Genomic DNA, 17,278 nt, shown 5'->3' with positions numbered 1-17,278 from the left:
GGGGGAGTGCTGGGTGTTACGTTCCCCGCGCCGCGGCGACGAACGCCCGGCATCGCTCCAGCGAGATCGGGTTCGACCACACTCCGCCGTACTTGATCGACGACCCCACGATGATCGCGTCGGCGTGCTTGAGCAGCGTGCGGACGCTCTCCGCCGTCGCCCCGCTCCCCACGACGACGGGGATCTTGACCGCCGCCTTCGCCTCGGCCACGTCCTGCGGGTCGGTCGGCTTGCCCGTGGCGCTCCCCGTGACGATCACGCCGTCGGCCCCGAAGAACTCCGCCGCCTGGGCCGCGTCGATCAGGGACACATCGCCGGTGATCGCGTGGGCGGCGTGCTTCTTCTTGATGTCCGCGAGCACACGCACACGCTCGGCGCCGATCGTCCGCCGGTATCGGAGCAGGTCGCCCGCCGCCGCCGTCGCCATGATCCCCTCGTCGGCGACGTGGGCGTAGACGAAGTTCTCGCAGCGGATGAAGTCCAACTCCGCCGTCATCGCGACGCAGAGCGCCTCGCGGTGCGCCCCCGACAGAATCTGCACGCCGCAGGGCATCTGGGGCACGGCCTCACGCACGGCCACAGCGACCCGCGTCATCGCCGCGGTGATCTCGGGCCCAAGCGACCCGCCGCCCATCCCGCCCGCACCCGTGACCCCCCCCCCCACCCCCGGCGCACAGACATACGGCGCGTCGTGCATGTTCTCGACGATGAGCGCGTCAAACCCCGCCTCGACCAGCACACGAGCCTCGCGCACGGCGTTCGCCACGATCTCGCGCATCGGCAACCGATGCCGCGGCGTCCCGGGCAGCGCGTCCACGTGCACCATTCCAACAAGGGCTTTTTCACCAAAGAGCAGGGCCATGCCTCAACCATAGGGTGCGACCGTCACCCGCCCCCTCGATCGCCACCTCGTCAGTCCCCGTCGTCTCCCACGCCCACATTCAGCAGCCTGCTGCGGCTCGTCGGAATCTCCTCCCGAATGAGCCACGGTCGAAGCGACTCCTCGCGCTCCTACTGGCCCCGTCCGCGAACCGCCCGCGAGATCTCTCGATACGTCTCGGGCCGTCGGTCTCGGAAGAACTGCCACACCTGCCGCGCCTCGCGGATCTGCTCGAGGTCGAGGTCGGCGACAAGCACCTCGTCACGATCGCGGCTCGCCGTCGCGACCATCTGCCCGCGCGGGTCGCAGAAGTACGACTGCCCATAGAACTCGCCGATCTCCCATGGCTTCTCGTGTCCCACGCGATTGATGGCGCCGACGAAGTACTGGTTCGCGACGGCATGCGCGGGCTGCTCCAACTTCCACAGATACTCGCTCAGCCCCGCCACCGTCGCGCTGGGGTTGAAGACAATCTCCGCCGCATTCAACCCCAACTCCCGTGCACCCTCCGGGAAGTGCCGGTCATAGCAGATGTACACGCCGACGCACGCAAAGCCGAGATCAAAGACTGGATACCCCAGATCGCCGGGCGTGAAATAGAACTTTTCCCAGAACCCCGGCAGGCAGTGGGGGAGGTGGCTCTTGCGATACTTCCCCACGAGTTCGCCCCGCTCGTCGATCACCGCCGCCGTGTTGTAATACACGCCGGGCATCGACTCCTCCATGATCGGCACGATCATCGCCATGCCATGCTTGCGCGCCTGGTCGCGCATCGTGCGGACCGTCGCCCCCTCCTCGATCGACTCGCCAAAGGCGTACCACTTCGGGTCCTGCTCCGCGGGGAAATACGGCCCAGAGAAGAGTTCCTGCAGGCAACAGATCTGCGCCCCTGCCTTCGCGGCCTGCGCGACATACGCCACATGCCGATCGACCATCTCGCGCTTGATCTGCTCGACCGTTCGCCGCGAAGAGTCCGGGCACGACGCCTGCACAAGCGCCGCCCGCACGACCCGACCCGACGAACCCGATGAACTCATTGATCCCGCTGCCGCCATCATGCCTCCCCGTACGCTGCATACAGAGTGAACGAACTTCGATGCTCGACCTACCCACCCTCGTGGGACAGGCGGCCCGCCTGCCCCTACTTCTTCTACTGCATTTCTCCAAGTAGTTTTGACCTCACGCCTTCACCACTCGCGCCGTGACACCCTCGACCCCCGCCATCGCGTTCCGCGTGTCGATGATCAGCCTTGCGTGCCGACCGATCGTCGCATAGTCCACGCTCGAGTGGTTCGTCACGATCACCACCGCGTCGGCCTTGCCCAGCGTCTCCACTGTCATCGCCACCGACGACAAACGATACTTGTACCGCCGCATCGCCGGGAACTTTGCGACATGCGGATCGTGGTAGGAGACTTCCGCGTGCGCCTCGTGCAACAGGCGAATGATCTCCGCCGCCGGCGTCTCGCGCACGTCATCCACGTCCGGCTTGTACGCCAGCCCACACACAAGAATCCGTGCTCCCTTCAGCGCCTTCCCGTCGTCATTGAGTGCCCCAGCCAGCCGCTCCACCACATACCCCGGCATGCGGCTGTTGATCTCACCCGCCAGCTCGATGAACCGCGTCGCGACGCCAAACTCCTTCGCTTTGTACGTCAGATAGAACGGATCGATCGGGATGCAGTGCCCGCCAAGCCCGGGTCCTGGATAGAACGCCTGGAAACCATACGGCTTCGTCGACGCCGCTCGGATCACCTCCCACACGTCGATGCCCATCCTCATCATCAGCGGCTTCAATTCATTCACAAGCGCGATGTTCACCGCGCGATAGATGTTCTCCAGCAACTTCGCCGCCTCGGCCACCTCCGCCGACGACACGCCGATCACCCGCTCGATCGCCGCCGAGTAGAACGCAACGCCCACCCGAGTGCTGGCCTCGTCCACACCGCCAACCAATCTCGGGATCGTCCGTGTCTCAGCGCTCGCGCGGCCCGGATCCTCACGCTCGGGACTAAAGCACAGGAAGAAGTCCTTGCCACACACGTGCTTGGTGCCGTCCTCGCGCGATTCCAGGATCGACTTGCAAATCTCCCGCGTCGTCCCCGGATACGTCGTCGATTCCAGCGACACCAGCCCGCCCTGCTTCAGCATCCGCGCCACCATTCGGCACGACGACTCCACAAACGAAAGATCCGGCTCCTGATGCTTCCCCAAAGGAGTCGGCACGCACACCGCGATCGCGTCGCACGATCGCAACGCCTTCTCGTCCGTCGTCGGCACAAACCGATCCGACCGCGCCAACTCCTTCGCGAGTCCCGTCCCCAGGTGTTTCAGATACGTCTCGCCCGCCTTCAAACTCGTGATCTTCGATTCGTCAATGTCGAACCCGATGACCCGGAACCCCGCGTCATGCATCGCCCGGACCAGGGGCAGCCCGACATACCCAAGCCCCACCACACCAATCGTCGCCGACCTCGTTTCAAACCGTGCGATCAGGTCACGGGCCGACGCCGAGATCGCGGCACCTCGGCCGTCACCGACCGAGTCATGCCCACGAGTACCGCGCCCCGATTGTCCACGCTGCTGTGTGCCCATGCGCTCCTCATCATCGGCCCGAAATCGCACCCCGCCACCAACCACTATACAACCCACACTGCCCGTACCCTCCCAAACACCATGCCGTCCCAGAACTTCATCACCGGCACACTCCTCCTCACCGAGTCGCCATCCACCACGCGCCTCGTCCCAGGCACCATCCACCTCCGTGGCCAGTCCATCGACGCCGTCGAACTCGATCCGTCACAAGAACTCGACCTCTCCAATCCGCTCCTCATCCTCCCCGCCTTCGTCGATGCCCACCTCCACCTTCCTCAGTACGACTCCATCGGGATCGATGGTTTGCCCCTCCTCGAATGGCTCGAACGGGCCATCTTCCCCGCCGAGGCCCGTTGGGAAGACGCCCAGCATGCCGCCGACATGACCCTCCGCGTCGCCAGGGACCTCATCTCATTCGGCACGACCGCCTTCGCCGCCTACTCCACCGTTCACCACGCTGCCGCCCAGGCCGCCATCGACACCCTCGCGACCCTCAACCTCACCGCCCACGTCGGCCAGGTCCTCATGGACCAGGAGGCGCCAGCCGAACTCACCCGCCCCGCCGATCGCCTGATCGCCGAGTGTGCGTCCTTGCGCGCGCAAGGCCGAGTCCAGCCCTCCATCAACCCGCGCTTCGCGATCACCTGCTCGCGCGCGCTGCTGCACGCCGCGGGCGATCTCGCCTCGAAGACCGGTCGATTCGTCCAGACACATCTCGCCGAGACTGTGCCCGAGTGCGCGCGCGTCCGCGAACTCCACGAGGAATCCACCTACACCGACGTCTACGCCGCCGCCGGCCTGCTCTCGCCGAACTCGCTGCTCGCCCACGCGATCCATCTCTCTGACCATGAGCGAGCCACGCTGTCGCGCGCGCGGGCCATCGCCGCTCACTGTCCAACCGCCAACCGATTCCTGAACTCCGGCGTGATGGACCGCCGATCGCTCGCGTCGGCCAGCGTGCCGATCGCGCTGGGGAGCGACATCGCCGGCGGGCCGGATCGCTCGATGGTGCGTGTCGCGCGCGCGATGCTCGATGCCGCCAAGCAACTCGGGCACAAGCCGCCCACCGCCGGCGAGGCGTGGCACGCCATCACCGCCGGGAATGCCGCGTTGCTGGGATTCGAGGATCTCGGCGTCTTGCGCGCGCACTCCCGGGCAGACCTCATCCTCGCACGCCCGACGATCCCCCTCACGGCACCCGACCCACTCTCGACGCTGCTCTACGCCTGGGACGACCGCTGGATCGAGTCGGTCCTCGTGGCGGGCGTGCCGGCATACACCAGATAGCCGCGACGAACAATCGTCGATCAGGGAACGGGAAGTGGTGGGGGTGGGTGCCGAACCACTCGCAAACAGGGCGAAAATCGAGTATCCTGCCCCGGCCCGCCGATGGAGGCGAACAGGACCCCGACGCCGCGCCCGTTTTTTTTCACCGCGTGGCCGACTCAACAAGGACTCACTGCGCATGTCAACGAATCCACAGGCCGCCCCACAGATCTCCCCCGAGTTCCTCGGGCACCCGCCGGGCCTCTTCACGCTGTTCTTTGCCGAGATGTGGGAGCGGTTCAGTTACTATGGCATGCGGGCGCTTCTGGTCTTCTACATGACCAAAGGCTTCCTCGGCTTCGGCGACACGCGGGCGTACGAGGTCTACGGGGCGTATACGGCGCTCGTCTACGCCACGCCGTTCATCGGCGGCATGCTCGCGGACCGGTTGCTCGGCGCGCGGAAGTCTGTGGTGATCGGCGGTCTGCTGATGGCCGCGGGGCACCTGCTTATGACGATCGAGAACGACGTCACGTTCTTCACGGCTCTCGCCCTGCTCATCTGTGGCAACGGCTTCTTCAAGCCAAACATCTCCACAATCGTTGGCACGCTCTATCCCAAGGGAAGCCCCAAGCGCGATGCCGGATTCACGATCTTTTACATCGGCATCAACCTCGGTGCAGCGCTCGCACCCTTGCTCTGCGGCTATGTGGGCGAGACGTTCGGCTGGCACTACGGCTTCGGGCTTGCGACGATCGGCATGCTTGTCGGGCTGGCCGTCTTTGTCGCGCCGTCCATCGTCACGCAGATGGTCATCGGGCTCGGAGCGCTCGCCGCCGCGTTGAGCATGGTCTATGTCGGGCGGAACGACTCGCTCATGCTCATCGTCAACGCGCCCGTTGGCCTGGCGCTCCTCGTCGCGGCGGGCGCGGCGATCATGGCGATCTCCAAGGGCGGGCTGCCGTCGTGGGCAGGCCGGATCGAGAATCAGACCCCGCGTCAGGGCATCCCCTCGAGCGAGTGGTTTGTCTACGGCGGCATCCTGCTCGCGATTCCCGTCATCGCGATTCTCGTGCACAAGAGCGAGATCGCCGGGTACGCCCTCACGTTCTTTGGCGTCATCGCCCTGGGCACGATCCTCATCACCGCGCTCAAGTCCGCGAAGGTCGAGCGCGAACGCCTCTTCGTCGTGCTGATCCTGATGTTCTTCTCGATGCTCTTCTGGGCCTTCTTTGAGCAGGCAGGCAGCAGCGTCAACAACTTCACCGATCGCAACGTCGATCGCATCGTCTCGCCCGACGTCTTCACTAAAGAACAGGTCGGCACCACCATCGACGTCCAGGCGAACCAGGCGCTCGTGGGTCTCAGGCGGGGCGATGGCACCATCGTTCGCCTCAACGAGATCAACGACGTGAACGACGCCTTTCGCGAGGCGAACAAGGAGGCCTTCCAGAATGGCGAGCGCCCGACGATCTCTTGGGCCGTCACTGAATCCGATGTGGGTCAGGCCTATGGCGGGAGCGAGGTCAAGGCAACGATCTTCCAGGCCGTCAATCCGGTCTGCATTATGATCTTCGGGCTGGTCTTCTCCGCGCTCTGGGATTTCCTCGGCAAGCGGAAGATGGAGCCGAGCACGCCGGTCAAGTTCGCGCTCGGGCTGTTCCAACTCGCCGCGGGGTTCCTCGCGTTCTGGTACGGCGCGTCCAACAGCACCGATCGCGGGATGACCTCAATGGCGTTCCTCGTGCTCGGCTACGCCCTGCACACGACCGGCGAACTCTGCCTCTCGCCCGTCGGGCTCTCGATGGTCACGAAACTCTCGCCCACGAGGATCGTCAGCACGGTCATGGGTGGGTGGTTCCTGGCGACGGCCTTCTCGAACTACCTCGCAGGTCTCATCGCCAAACTCACCGGCGTCAGTCACGGGGGCGAGGAGTCGAAGGTTCTCCCGCCGCCACAGGAGACCGTGAACGTCTATGGCGATGTCTTCCTGAAGATCGCGATCGCGGGCGGGATCTCGGCCGTGATCGTGCTCATCCTGTCGCCGCTCCTCTCGAAGTGGATGCACCAGGACAAGGAGTAATGAGCCGACTCACGCCATCGGCCTCACGCCATCTCGCTCCAGCGGACGAGCATGTAGCCGATCTCCATGAGCATCCACAGCCCGAAGTGGAAGAGCCCGGTGATGCACGCGAGCGAGGGCTTGAGGCGGAAGAGCAGGATCACGAGCAGCAGATACGCCGCCACGCCCGCGGCGATCTCATCGAATCGCCCGAGAAATGGCGTGCGAAGGCTGGTCAGCGCCAGGAGTCCCGAGACCGCGACGAGCATCCGTCCCGGCGCGAACTCGATCCGGCCCAGAGGCCGTCCCGCCCAGATTCCCGCGATACCGAGCGCGGCGACGCCTGTGCCCATGTTCAGGAGCGCCCGATACCCGGTGGAAAGGACGTGGGCGAGCCTTCGCGACGCGTTCACGGGCGTGTCGATGTCCTTGGGCGGGGCGTAGACGCCCGCGAGCACCATCGCGATCGCCAGCAGCGACACGCCGATGATGAGCGTCGCCTGGAAGCCGGGCTTTCCGGGGCGGACGATCGCGTCCTCCTCGACGGCGTCGATGTCGATCTCGTTCACACGCCGAGCGGCCCGGCGCCAACGTGATTCATCGCCGGTCTTCGTTGAGCCGTTCTTGGGCTTGGGATGTGCGCCTTGGCTTTGGCGTTCTTCTCGCGTCCGTGCTTCGACTTCCGGATCGCGTGTGAGGTCGGCGTCGTCGTCGACGTCCTCGAGCAGGCGTTTCTCGCCGACGCGCCTGGGGCGATCGTCCTCGACGACGGCATACGGATTCAACTCCGACTCATCGGCATCCGAACGCGCGGCTTCGTCCTTGTTCGTGCCCGTTTCGCCGGCATCAGCGGAATCATCGCGATCGGAAATGTCCCTGGTCTCCGGCGAGCGAGAATCCTCGCCCGGCGTGGGGTGGTCCTCGGGAAAACCGGCGTCCTCGGGTCGTGTGTCGTCCATCATCCAACTCTTTCGGATCTCACCAGCCCCGCGTGCAGGAAATACTCCATCAGGTCGTGCCCCGCGAGGATTTTCAGGTCGCTCTCGAGGGCCTCACGTTCGGTGAACTCGCGCGAGACGGCCGACCGCACCCACGCCCCGGCCATCAGGAACGGCACGGGCGTCGCGTCGTGCTTGCGCGTCGAGCAGAGCGTGTAGTGATCGGGCATGACGAGCATGCGCCATCCGCCGCCGGTGCCGTCGGTTCCAGGGTCGCCGAAGTGCTCCAACTTCCGCACGATCGGGGCAACGATGTGCTCGTCGATCGCCTCGAGTGACGCGACCTTGGTCTTCCAATCGCCCTGGTGCGAGGCCTCATCGGGCGCCTCGATGTGGCAGCAGACGATGTCGTATCGATCTATCGCGTCGCACGTCGCCTTGCCTTGGGCGGCATAGTCCGTGTCGTGGTAACTCGTGATGCCAGGGACAGAGAGTCGATCCCACCCGATGAACGAGGCGATCCCCGCGAGGAGGTCCACGGCCGTGATCATCGCGCCGCGCGCGCCATAGCGGTCCTTGAACGAGGGCACGCTCGGACGTGTGCCGCCGCCCCAGATCCAGGCCATCGTCGCCATCCGTTTGCCCGCTCGCGTTCGCGCGAGGTTGATCTCGTGCGTCGGGAGGAACTCGGCCGAGAGGCGCATGAGCCGTTCGAGTACCGCCGCGCTCTCTTCGCTCGCGCCCTCGCCAATGGGCAAGTGGTCCTCCCAAGGCTCGCCGGGGATCTCGTGCGGCGGCGTGGCGTCGACGCCCGCGTACGACCGTCCGGAGGCGTCCACAAGGATGTTGCGGTAACTCACGCCCGGCGTGAGCGTGAGCCCCTTCACGAGCGACGGCTCGCGCTCTCGCCACATCGCCATGAGGTCGCTCACGAGCGTCCGAGCCTCGGCATCGGTGATCGCGCCCGCAGAGTGATCGACCATCGTTCCCTCGTCGCTCGTCGTGACGAGATTGAGGCGGAAGATCCAGTCGTCGGGCCCGGGCGAGATTCCCAAGGCGGCGGCCTCGAGCGGCGCGCGTCCGGTGTGGTACCTCGCCGGGTCATAGCCCAGGAGGGACATCGAGCAGACATCGGACCCGGCCTCAAAGCCCGGAGGCGTGGTGTGGGCGCACCCGACGCGACCACGGGCCGCGAGAGCCGCGAGATTCGGCATGCGGGCGGCCTCGAGGGGCGTCCGCCCATCAAGTTCGGCGATGGGGAGATCCGCCGCCCCGTCGGGGATGAGGACGATGTACTTCACCCTGTGAGCGTAGACCCGGGTCGTATACGGAAGCAGTGTGGCCGTCGAGCATCAACCAAGAACGAGGCGCCACATGTTCAGGAGCCGCTCGGCCATCGCGAAGCCGATCGTCCAGATGCTCTCGCCGATGATCCCTGGTACGAAGATGATCACCGCGAGGCCGATGAGCATCAGGCGCTGGTCATGGATCAACTCGCGGAAGCGTGGCCAGAAGTCCGCGAGGATGCGCGAGCCATCGAGTGGCGGGATCGGGAACAGGTTGAAGACCGCCAGCACGCAGTTCGTCGACGCGCCGACCCAGAAGAACGTCCAGAGATTGTGCACCTGCTGCGGCAGGTCGCCGGTCGGGTAATGGTTCTGTGTCCATCTCGCGAGTATCGCCAGACACAGCGAACTCACGATCGCCAGCCCGACGTTCATCGCTGGTCCGGCGAAGGAGACATACGCGTCGGCGTAGCGACCCCGCATCCGACTCGGGTTCACGGGCATCGCGCCCCAGGCGATGCCCAGGATCGCGAAGACGATCAGGCTCGGGGTGCCCATGTGCACCACAGGGTTCCAGGTCATGTGTCCCAGTTCAATCGGTGTGCGATCGCCGCGGCGGAGCGCCGCCCAGCCGTGCGCCAGTTCGTGCAGGCTGATCGAGAAGATAACCCAGACCGACCACGCGATGAACAGCGCGGGGTCTTCGTTCCACATGGTCGTAACCCACCAGCCCATGGCCGACTGTACGCGAGACGAGCCTTCCCACGGCCATGAAAAAACCCGGGCGATACACCCGGGTTGGTTCATACGAAGAGAGCGTTCAATCGGTCGGCCTAGTGCTCGACCATGGCCGGCATGGTCTTGGCCTTCTCGATCCACTTGGTCACCGTCGCCTCATTGGGGACGTCTGGCGAGACCTTCTTCTCGGCGTTGGTCTCGGCCAACTTCGCGGCGAGGTTTGCCGGGACGCGCTTGCCGAGTTCCTTCACCGTGTCCACGCCCGAGATGTGCAGGAGTTCGGCGTAGTTGCCGTTCATCCCCTCGATGCGGAGCAGGTCGGCCATGTTGACCCAGTCGAGGATCTTGCGCTCGGAAAGGCCCGTCTTCTGGGCGATCTCGGCCCGACCGGCTTTGGTCCGCCCGTGCTCGAGGAGTTCCTTGACCCACGAGATGCCCACGCGACCGAGTTTGGCGGCAAACGCCGGGCCGATGCCCTCGATCGTCTGGATGTCGCCCTCGCCCGACGTGACCTGGCTCATGGACCCACCGCCACCCTCGGCCCGGGATGCTTTGACGGCTGTCTTCACGATCGTGTCGAAGAGTTTCGGATCCTCGACGGCGATCTGGCTGAGCATCTTGCGATTGAGATTGATCCCCGCCATCTTTAGCCCGTTGATGAAGAGGCTGTAGCGCGTCCCGCGCATGCGGCAGGCCGCCGTGATACGCGTGACCCACAGGCGACGCATGTCGCGCTTGAGGCGACGACGGTCGCGGAAGCGGTATACGCCCGCGCGGATGAGGGCATTCTCGGCCTGGTACTTGTGCCGGCTCTTGACGCCGTAATACCCGCGGGCGGCACGAAGAATCCGCTTACGAGCCTGCGCCCGGGCGGCGCCCTTGCGAACACGAGGCATGACCAACCTCCAACACTGTCCCGAGCGCGCCCATCATCGTGGGGCCCGGGGCGTCGAACTCGGGGGAGCACTCCTATGCGCTCGCTTCACCCGGCCGACTGGTGCGAATCAGACTTTCATTGAGTGCCCACGCGTCCGTGCGGGACTCGAGCCGAGGTGGCTCCGTGAATCACTACTTGGCTTTGGACGCGCCGGCCTTTGCGGCCCGGGCCGCCTTGCGAGCGGCAGGGGAGGGGCTGCGACGCATCGCCGTCCGGGGCTGGTTCCGCCCGCGCAGACGACGGAAGAGCAACTTTTCGAGGCGCTTCGCGTCCGCGTTGGACATGTACGGGTCTTTGCGGAGTTGACGCAGACGCTTGCCACCTTTGCCGGAGCGCAAGTGCTTGTGGTTCGCGGAGCGGTGGCGGACCTTGCCCGTCTTGCTCACGCGAATTCGCTTCAGAAGGCCCTTGTGGTTCTTGTTCTTGGGCATCGACCGCTCCAGTTCATTTGGATCTACCACCCGAATCGGCAGGACCGTTCGGAGTGGGGCGGAGATACTAGCATCCACCCAAGCCGTCGGCGAGCCTCGCCGCAACCCGAAAATACCAATCAAAGACCAAAAATGACACGTCGAATCGATTCATCATCCAAACCCCGACTCCATCGACTGGGGATGACACTCTCGCCAGTGGTCGTTCTCCTTGCCCTGGCACTCATCGGCCTGGTGGCGTGGAAACTTGTGATCATGAATGGCGTTCTCTTCGCCCCGGGACAGAGCGCGATCCAGATGCTCACCAACAACCAGGAGTGGTCCAAACGCCTCACGGGCCACGTCATCGCGGTCTTCTTCTTCCTCGCGGTCTCCGGCGGCATCGGCGCGTTCGCGTACTTCGTCTCCCGCCGCTCCGACCAGATGCTCGCGATCGGCATGGCGATTCCTCTCCTCCTGGGCTGCGGCATCTTCGGGTATCAGTTGTACAGGTTCTATAGCCCGTCGAAACCGATGGCCACGCCGCCCACAGTCACGACCGCCCCTTCCAACGCGAGGCCAACTCCAACGCCATCCACTTCGCCACCGTCGCCAACACCGACGCGCCCGGCACCATCGCCTTCACCGGCGTCGCCGACTGGACCCGCGACGCCCATCTCGCCGGCGCCAACAAGACCACCACTTCCGTCTCCGTTCGTCCCCAACGCCAATCGTCCACCAGCGCCCGTCCACACCCCCGCCTCGGCTCGCTACGCCGACGTTGTCTCGTTCATCCGCGAGACCGACCCGGCCGCCGCCGACGTTCTCGAGCCGCTCTTGACCGAGGTCGACGCCCAGACCGTGGATGTTCTCGCACAACTCGATTCGGTGAAGGAATCGCTGGTGATGAAGCGTCGTCCAACGGCGAAGCAACTGGACGAGCGGATCATCGCCGCGAACGCCGCGAGTGCCGCGGCTCGTGCATTGGGCATGAGGATGCTCCGTCTCTCGAGCGAGGCTATGGACCTCCTTCGTCAGAACAACGTGAGCACCACGAGCGCGGGCATGATCGCCACGTACACGCGCGGCGGGATTCGGAAATCGGCCGCGGATCGAATCGCCGATTACCTCGACGTGGTGGCGGATCGGGCGAAGTTTCTCAAGGAGAACCCCGCGGGGTGGGTCCTCAAGCCCGGCGGCGTGATCGAGATCAAGGACAACGCCCTGCGGTCGAAACTGCACATCCCGAACTTCAAGATGGAGACATTCGAGAGCCGCGAGCAGGACGCCCGCGACTCGCTGCAGGGCAACATGTAGTTTCTTCGAGAACGCCCGACTGCGTCGAGGGTGTCACTTCGTGGATATGCCGGTCGGGTTGGAGACCATGGGAAGTTCACGGTCTGGCGAGTTTCGCGGCGGATGATTTTCGCTCTACGAAAGGGAAGTCGGCTCGTTCGGCGGTGATGATGCCGTCGTGGGTTGCTCCAACACACGACAATACAGTGTGCTCATGTTTGGCGCTGTGGTCCAATGCCGAGACGGAATGCGAGTGTTGCGCGACTGGATTGCGCGTGGGGCGTGTCTGATCGTGGGCGCGGGTGGGGTTCTCCTTGGCGCGTGCGGCGAGCAGGGCGCGAAGCACTCCGAGCGGGGACCTCAACACGATGACCCCCACGAGGTCACCCTGCACGTGATGGCGGCGGCGTCGCTGGAGGGAGCCTTCCGCGAGATTGCGGACGCCTTTGAGCGGTCGCAGAATCTCGGAGCCGTCCACGATGCCCCGGGCACGAATGGCCCGGCGACCGATGGACGCGATCATGGAGACTCGCGAGTCGTACACACACCGCGGAAGGTTGTGATCTCGTTGAGCCTCGCCGGGAGTCAGCATCTCGTCACGCAACTCGAGCATGGTGCACCCGCCGATGTGCTCGCGTTGGCGGGTTGGAAACCGATGGACAGGGCCCAGAGCGCGAAACTCGTGGACGAGACGACGGTCGGCGTCTTTGCTCACAACACCCTTGCGATTCTTGTGCCCAAAGCGAATCCCGCGAAGGTCACGGGGCTTGGCGATCTCTCCAGGCCCGGCGTGTCGATCGTGGTGGCTGAGAAGGCCGTGCCGCTGGGTGCCTACACGCGCGAGTTGTTGGTTGCCGCTCGAACGAACGAGAACTATGGGCCTGCCTTTGTCGAGGCGATGGAGTCGAACATCGTGTCCTATGAGCAGAGCGTCTCTGGCGTGGTGTCAAAGATCGCACTCGGCGAGGCCGATGCGGGTATTGCCTATTCGAGTGATGCGAGCGGCGGCAACGCGGCACGGATCACGGTCTTGCCTCTACCCCCCGGGCTTGCGCCACGTGCCGACTATCCCATCGCGGTGACCACCTCAGCGAGTGAGTCCTCGCTCGCCCGGGTGTTCGTCGAGTTTCTCAACACTGATGAGGCGCGAAGGATCCTCACAGAGCACGGTTTCGAACTCCAAGATACAAGCGATCCATCGGAGGAGCCGTGACGCGGGATTCAGCCTGGCAATCTCGTCCACGAGTTGTCCGCGATGGCGTTGTGTCATCTGTCGCGTCCTCTCGCGAGCGCGCGGCGTGGACGATCCTCGCCCTGCCGCTCTTGCTGCTGCTCGCAGTGCCGATCGTGCTGCTCGTGGGTCGAGCCTCGTCGGGAGCGATTGCGAGGGAACTCGCCAGCCGTGAGACGCATGAAGCGATCGTGCTCAGCCTAGCGACGAGCGTGATCTCGCTGGGCGTCACGATCGTCCTCGGCACTCCTCTGGCGTTGTATCTCGCGCGATCTCGCTCACGATTGGGCGTGATTCTCGAAACAATCGTCGATCTTCCCACCGTCCTGCCGCCCTCGGTCGCGGGCGTGGCGCTCCTGCTCGCGTTCGGGAGGACCAGCATCCTCGGCGGTTGGTTGCACGAGCGTGGGCTTGATATTGCGTTCACGTCCCTCGCCGTCGTCGTCACGCAGGTCTTCGTGGCCTCGCCCTACTTCGTGCGTTCGGCGCGCGCGGGCTTCGCCTCGATCCCCCGCGACATGCTGGAGGCGTCGATCATCGACGGGGCGACCGGGTGGACGCTCCTGACGCGGGTGCTCGGGCCGCTCTCGATTCGGTCGCTCGGCGCCGGGGCCGCCATGTCGTGGAGCCGCGCCCTGGGCGAGTTCGGCGCCACGATGATCTTCGCAGGGAGCCTCTCCGGCGTGACTCGGACGATGCCCATCGCGGTCTATGTCGGCTTCGAGTCGAGCCTCGATCGCGCGATCGTGCTCTCGACGATCCTGATCGCGCTCTCGGTCATTCTGCTGGTATTGGTGCGCGTGCTTGGATGGCGTGCCGCGAGCGGACCCGAGAACTAGCACCCTGCCGCGAAGCGTTGGAGGTAATAGAGCAGGTCGTCGATGGTGACACCGCCGTCGGTGGTGCCTGTCCCGGTGCCGTCGTCCACGTCGGCGTGGGTGTCGCCCCCTTGGAAGAGCGTGAGGAAGTAGAGCAGGTCGTCGATGGTGACGGCGTTGTCGCAGGCGCCCGTGCCCGACCCGTCGTCGTTGTCGGCAACACACAGGATGAGTTCAGCGGGCTGGCTGGTCACGCCGTTGCACACGTTCGACGCGACGCAGCGGAAGTTCGTCGCCAAGAAGGAAGGCATGGAGTTTCCGGCGGTCGCGGCGAGTGTCAGGATGCGATCGTTCGCGCCGGTGACCGTGAATCTCGGGAAGGTTGCGTCGGAAAGATCGACGAACGTGCCCGATCCGATGGGCGACTCACGCTGCCATTGGTAGTCCACCGGGAGCGTGCCGACGCCGGCGATCTCGAAGGTCGCCGAGGCCCGCGGGCAGGCGAGGGCATCCTGAGGCTGCTGGAGGATCGTCAGACCGAGGGCGAGAGTGAGCGAAGCGGTGGGCGTCGTCGTCGAGCCGCAGGTGTTCGTGATGACGCACGAGTAGTTCCCGGACTGGATGATGCCAGGGTTGGTGATGGTGAGCGTATCAGTGGTGACGCCCGAGTAGGTCGCGTTGTTGTTGAGCGGGATGCCCAGATGGCGCCACTGGTACGTCGCGCCGCTTCCGGCATTGGGGTTGACCACATTCACGCTGAAGGTGACGTTCGGCGTCGAGGGGCAGGCGATCGTCTCGACGGGACCGGCACCGATTCGAGGGAAGCCCGGGAGCGACACGCCGAAAATGCCATAGGAAGCGTCGCACGCCCAGACCGTGTTCCCCCGTCGAGCGAACTGGCTCGGGAGGCCGCCGAGGGACACGTCGCCCACAAAGGTCGGTGTTCTTGGATTGGTCGTGTCCACAAAGCGAATGCGTCGATCGCCGTCGACGACCATGAGGAGCGAGTTCGCCATGCCCAGCGACGAGAGGTAGGTGTCGGCTGAAAAGTTGGCGACGCTGGTGGGGGTGGCCGGATTCGCGAGGTCATAGACATCGTTGCGCTCGTCGGACTGGCCAACAAACGCGTAGCCATCACGAATCACGGCCGACTGCACCGATTCCCCGGCACGGGCCTCGATGGCGCCGACAACCGACATCGCGGCGGGATTCGCGATCGAGATAATCTCGGCATCACCGGCGTAGCCGAGCCAGACCATGGCGTGTCCCTCCCATACCGCGATGTCGCCGGAGGTGAACGTGCTCAACACATCAAGCGAGCCGAGGCTGGACATCGCGGCGGGATCGGCGATGTCGACGACATGAACGGTGCCCTCGAGGTCGACGACGTAGGCTCGCTGGGAGAGCACGTCGATCGCGCGGAGCCACTGCGGGAACAAGAGGGATCCGAGCAAGACCGGAGCGGTCGGAGTCGAGATGTCGTACGCCCGGAGCAGGCCGCTAGCCCCCTGCGAGCCCGCGACGAGCAGACGCGTCCCGGCGAGCGCCAGCCGGCTGGCGCTCGCGCCGCCGAGCGAGATCTCCACAGGCGTCCCGGGATTCGCCGGAGTCGCGACGTTGTACACCTGCAGCGACCCGCCGCTCGCAAAGATCGCGTGCGAATCGGAGACCACCACGTCGAAGACAAAGGGTGAAGGAGGCGTGGTGCTCGCGAGCACGGGAGTCCCTGGCGATGAGAAGTCGTACGCGAACAGATCCGAACCTTCGAGCACGATTGTCTTCTCGTTTGCCGCAGCGATCGCGTCCACGAACGTGCCGACCGACGTTCGTGACCTGAACGTCGGCGTGGCGATGTTGGTCGCGTCATAGGTCACCATTTCGCCATCGCCTTCTTCGTAGTGCAGAAGACGCTGGCCGATCGCCTGTCCGAAGGCCACATGCTTGACGATGGGGTCATGGGCACGACTCCAGGGCATGGAGAGGCTCGCGGGATTGGTCGCGTCGATGAGCGAGACTTGGTCCCAACCGTTGGCCGCAAGTATTGACCCGTCGCGTGCCAGTTCCTCGAAGATCGTGGATCCGAGTGCGATCGAGTCCAGAACGACGGGTGACGCCGGGTTTGCCAGATCCAGAGCCACGAACTCGCCGGTCGTGACGAGGACGTATCCCGTCGTCTGCTGGATCTCGACATCTCCCGCGAACCCGAATGGGTTGTAGGTCGATTGGTATACCGGCGTCGTTGGTGTTGAGACGTCCCACACCTCCACGTCCACTCCTGAGACCACGAGCGCGAGACCGGAAGGTGTTGAGGCCGCGATTCGATCGGCACCCGTGAACGGGTCGTGCAAGGGCGTAACCGAGACGAGGGAAGGACTCGACAGTGTCGCGATATTCACGATCACCATCTCGCCCGGATCGGTCACGCCGTAGAGATAGTTCCCGGAAGTGTCGAGGTCGGTGATAAACCCCGGGACGAGCACGCTCCCGACCACTGTCGGCGTCGCGAGCGTTGAAATGTCCAGGATCCGGATCTCACCGGGGTAGGAGACATACGCGAAGTTGCCCCGGACGGTCACGGCTTGGGCAATGCCGCCGGTGTGGAACGCGACGCTCGAGTCGCACTGGGCGAAGGTCAACACCGAGAGCGTCAATCCAATCAGGGCGCCCAGCCAATCGATCGGCCGGAAGCCACATTCGTTGCGAATCGAGAACGCGTGATGTGGTACGTGATGTGTCATACAAAGATCCCCACTTCGGCTCTGAACACACGGCACGAGCCGTCTCCTCCAAGGCTACCGCATCCGAATCGCCGACACAACGG

General features: G+C 64.9%; 14 protein-coding genes and 1 pseudogene. 5 read left to right on the top strand and 10 right to left on the bottom strand.

The annotated features are described in order from the left end of the window. Positions 1 to 16: 16 nt before the first annotated feature. From IPK69_05215 to IPK69_05205, 3 genes are all read right to left on the bottom strand, one after another. Complete coding sequence (locus IPK69_05215) at positions 17 to 862, bottom strand: BtpA family membrane complex biogenesis protein (GenBank protein QQS10021.1); 846 nt, start codon at positions 860 to 862, stop codon at positions 17 to 19. Between the two features lie 149 nt (positions 863 to 1,011). Continuing rightward, a complete protein-coding gene (locus IPK69_05210) occupies positions 1,012 to 1,917 on the bottom strand; it encodes an acyltransferase (protein ID QQS10020.1) in 906 nt (301 codons plus the stop codon). Positions 1,918 to 2,059: 142 nt separating this feature from the next. Next, the gene (locus IPK69_05205; GenBank protein ID QQS10019.1) at positions 2,060 to 3,475 is read right to left on the bottom strand and encodes a nucleotide sugar dehydrogenase; all 1,416 of its coding nucleotides are present in this window, start codon (positions 3,473 to 3,475) and stop codon (positions 2,060 to 2,062) included. Positions 3,476 to 3,556: 81 nt separating this feature from the next. On the opposite strand from IPK69_05205, the gene IPK69_05200 reads away from it, so the two are divergent. After that, the gene (locus IPK69_05200; GenBank protein ID QQS10018.1) at positions 3,557 to 4,762 is read left to right on the top strand and encodes an amidohydrolase family protein; all 1,206 of its coding nucleotides are present in this window, start codon (positions 3,557 to 3,559) and stop codon (positions 4,760 to 4,762) included. Positions 4,763 to 4,940: 178 nt separating this feature from the next. Continuing rightward, positions 4,941 to 6,824 (top strand): peptide MFS transporter, encoded by a 1,884-nt coding sequence (locus tag IPK69_05195; GenBank protein ID QQS10017.1) that lies wholly within the window; start codon positions 4,941 to 4,943, stop codon positions 6,822 to 6,824. A 23-nt stretch (positions 6,825 to 6,847) separates the two neighbouring features. On the opposite strand, the gene IPK69_05190 is transcribed toward IPK69_05195, so the two are convergent. The 6 genes and pseudogenes from IPK69_05190 to rpmI all read right to left on the bottom strand — a co-directional run bounded on the left by IPK69_05190 (position 6,848) and on the right by rpmI (position 11,133). Then, on the bottom strand, positions 6,848 to 7,765 hold the full coding sequence (locus IPK69_05190; protein ID QQS10016.1) for a hypothetical protein: 918 nt from the start codon (positions 7,763 to 7,765) through the stop codon (positions 6,848 to 6,850). Further along, on the bottom strand, positions 7,762 to 9,042 hold the full coding sequence (locus IPK69_05185; GenBank protein ID QQS10015.1) for a cofactor-independent phosphoglycerate mutase: 1,281 nt from the start codon (positions 9,040 to 9,042) through the stop codon (positions 7,762 to 7,764). Before IPK69_05185 ends, IPK69_05190 begins: the two co-directional genes overlap by 4 nt. A 51-nt stretch (positions 9,043 to 9,093) precedes the next feature. Next, positions 9,094 to 9,741: a site-2 protease family protein gene (locus IPK69_05180; GenBank protein ID QQS10014.1), complete on the bottom strand. Its 648-nt coding sequence runs from the start codon at positions 9,739 to 9,741 to the stop codon at positions 9,094 to 9,096. 119 nt (positions 9,742 to 9,860) lie between these two features. Next, on the bottom strand, positions 9,861 to 10,286 hold the full coding sequence (locus IPK69_05175) for a DUF4332 domain-containing protein (protein QQS10426.1): 426 nt from the start codon (positions 10,284 to 10,286) through the stop codon (positions 9,861 to 9,863). Positions 10,287 to 10,313: 27 nt separating this feature from the next. Then, positions 10,314 to 10,661: pseudogene (rplT, locus tag IPK69_05170) on the bottom strand (50S ribosomal protein L20). A 172-nt stretch (positions 10,662 to 10,833) separates the two neighbouring features. Next, positions 10,834 to 11,133: a 50S ribosomal protein L35 gene (gene rpmI, locus IPK69_05165; protein QQS10013.1), complete on the bottom strand. Its 300-nt coding sequence runs from the start codon at positions 11,131 to 11,133 to the stop codon at positions 10,834 to 10,836. 183 nt (positions 11,134 to 11,316) lie between these two features. On the opposite strand from rpmI, the gene IPK69_05160 reads away from it, so the two are divergent. From IPK69_05160 to IPK69_05150, 3 genes are all read left to right on the top strand, one after another. Further along, the gene (locus IPK69_05160) at positions 11,317 to 12,429 is read left to right on the top strand and encodes a hypothetical protein (protein ID QQS10012.1); all 1,113 of its coding nucleotides are present in this window, start codon (positions 11,317 to 11,319) and stop codon (positions 12,427 to 12,429) included. Positions 12,430 to 12,655: 226 nt separating this feature from the next. Further along, positions 12,656 to 13,621 carry a molybdate ABC transporter substrate-binding protein gene (modA, locus tag IPK69_05155; protein QQS10011.1) on the top strand — a complete coding sequence of 322 codons (966 nt, stop codon included), beginning with the start codon at positions 12,656 to 12,658 and terminating at the stop codon, positions 13,619 to 13,621. Between the two features lie 50 nt (positions 13,622 to 13,671). Continuing rightward, on the top strand, positions 13,672 to 14,478 hold the full coding sequence (locus IPK69_05150) for an ABC transporter permease subunit (protein QQS10010.1): 807 nt from the start codon (positions 13,672 to 13,674) through the stop codon (positions 14,476 to 14,478). On the opposite strand, the gene IPK69_05145 is transcribed toward IPK69_05150, so the two are convergent. Continuing rightward, a complete protein-coding gene (locus IPK69_05145; GenBank protein QQS10009.1) occupies positions 14,475 to 17,195 on the bottom strand; it encodes a hypothetical protein in 2,721 nt (906 codons plus the stop codon). The two genes, IPK69_05150 and IPK69_05145, sit on opposite strands and share 4 nt — an antisense overlap. Positions 17,196 to 17,278 lie beyond the last annotated feature (83 nt).

Source organism: Phycisphaerales bacterium, assembly GCA_016699835.1.
Lineage (GTDB): Bacteria > Planctomycetota > Phycisphaerae > Phycisphaerales > UBA1924.
Note: the sequence above shows the minus strand (reverse complement) of the source record. Positions and strands in the feature narration are given on the sequence as shown.

Coding starts and splice junctions, on each gene's coding strand:
- IPK69_05145 (QQS10009.1), bottom strand. CDS start 17,195: ATGACACATCACGTACCACATCACGCGTTCTCGATTCGCAACGAATGT.
- IPK69_05210 (QQS10020.1), bottom strand. CDS start 1,917: ATGAGTTCATCGGGTTCGTCGGGTCGGGTCGTGCGGGCGGCGCTTGTG.
- IPK69_05200 (QQS10018.1), top strand. CDS start 3,557: ATGCCGTCCCAGAACTTCATCACCGGCACACTCCTCCTCACCGAGTCG.
- IPK69_05160 (QQS10012.1), top strand. CDS start 11,317: ATGACACTCTCGCCAGTGGTCGTTCTCCTTGCCCTGGCACTCATCGGC.
- IPK69_05195 (QQS10017.1), top strand. CDS start 4,941: ATGTCAACGAATCCACAGGCCGCCCCACAGATCTCCCCCGAGTTCCTC.
- IPK69_05190 (QQS10016.1), bottom strand. CDS start 7,765: ATGATGGACGACACACGACCCGAGGACGCCGGTTTTCCCGAGGACCAC.
- IPK69_05205 (QQS10019.1), bottom strand. CDS start 3,475: ATGGGCACACAGCAGCGTGGACAATCGGGGCGCGGTACTCGTGGGCAT.
- IPK69_05215 (QQS10021.1), bottom strand. CDS start 862: ATGGCCCTGCTCTTTGGTGAAAAAGCCCTTGTTGGAATGGTGCACGTG.
- modA (QQS10011.1), top strand. CDS start 12,656: ATGCGAGTGTTGCGCGACTGGATTGCGCGTGGGGCGTGTCTGATCGTG.
- IPK69_05175 (QQS10426.1), bottom strand. CDS start 10,286: ATGAGCCAGGTCACGTCGGGCGAGGGCGACATCCAGACGATCGAGGGC.
- rpmI (QQS10013.1), bottom strand. CDS start 11,133: ATGCCCAAGAACAAGAACCACAAGGGCCTTCTGAAGCGAATTCGCGTG.
- IPK69_05180 (QQS10014.1), bottom strand. CDS start 9,741: ATGTGGAACGAAGACCCCGCGCTGTTCATCGCGTGGTCGGTCTGGGTT.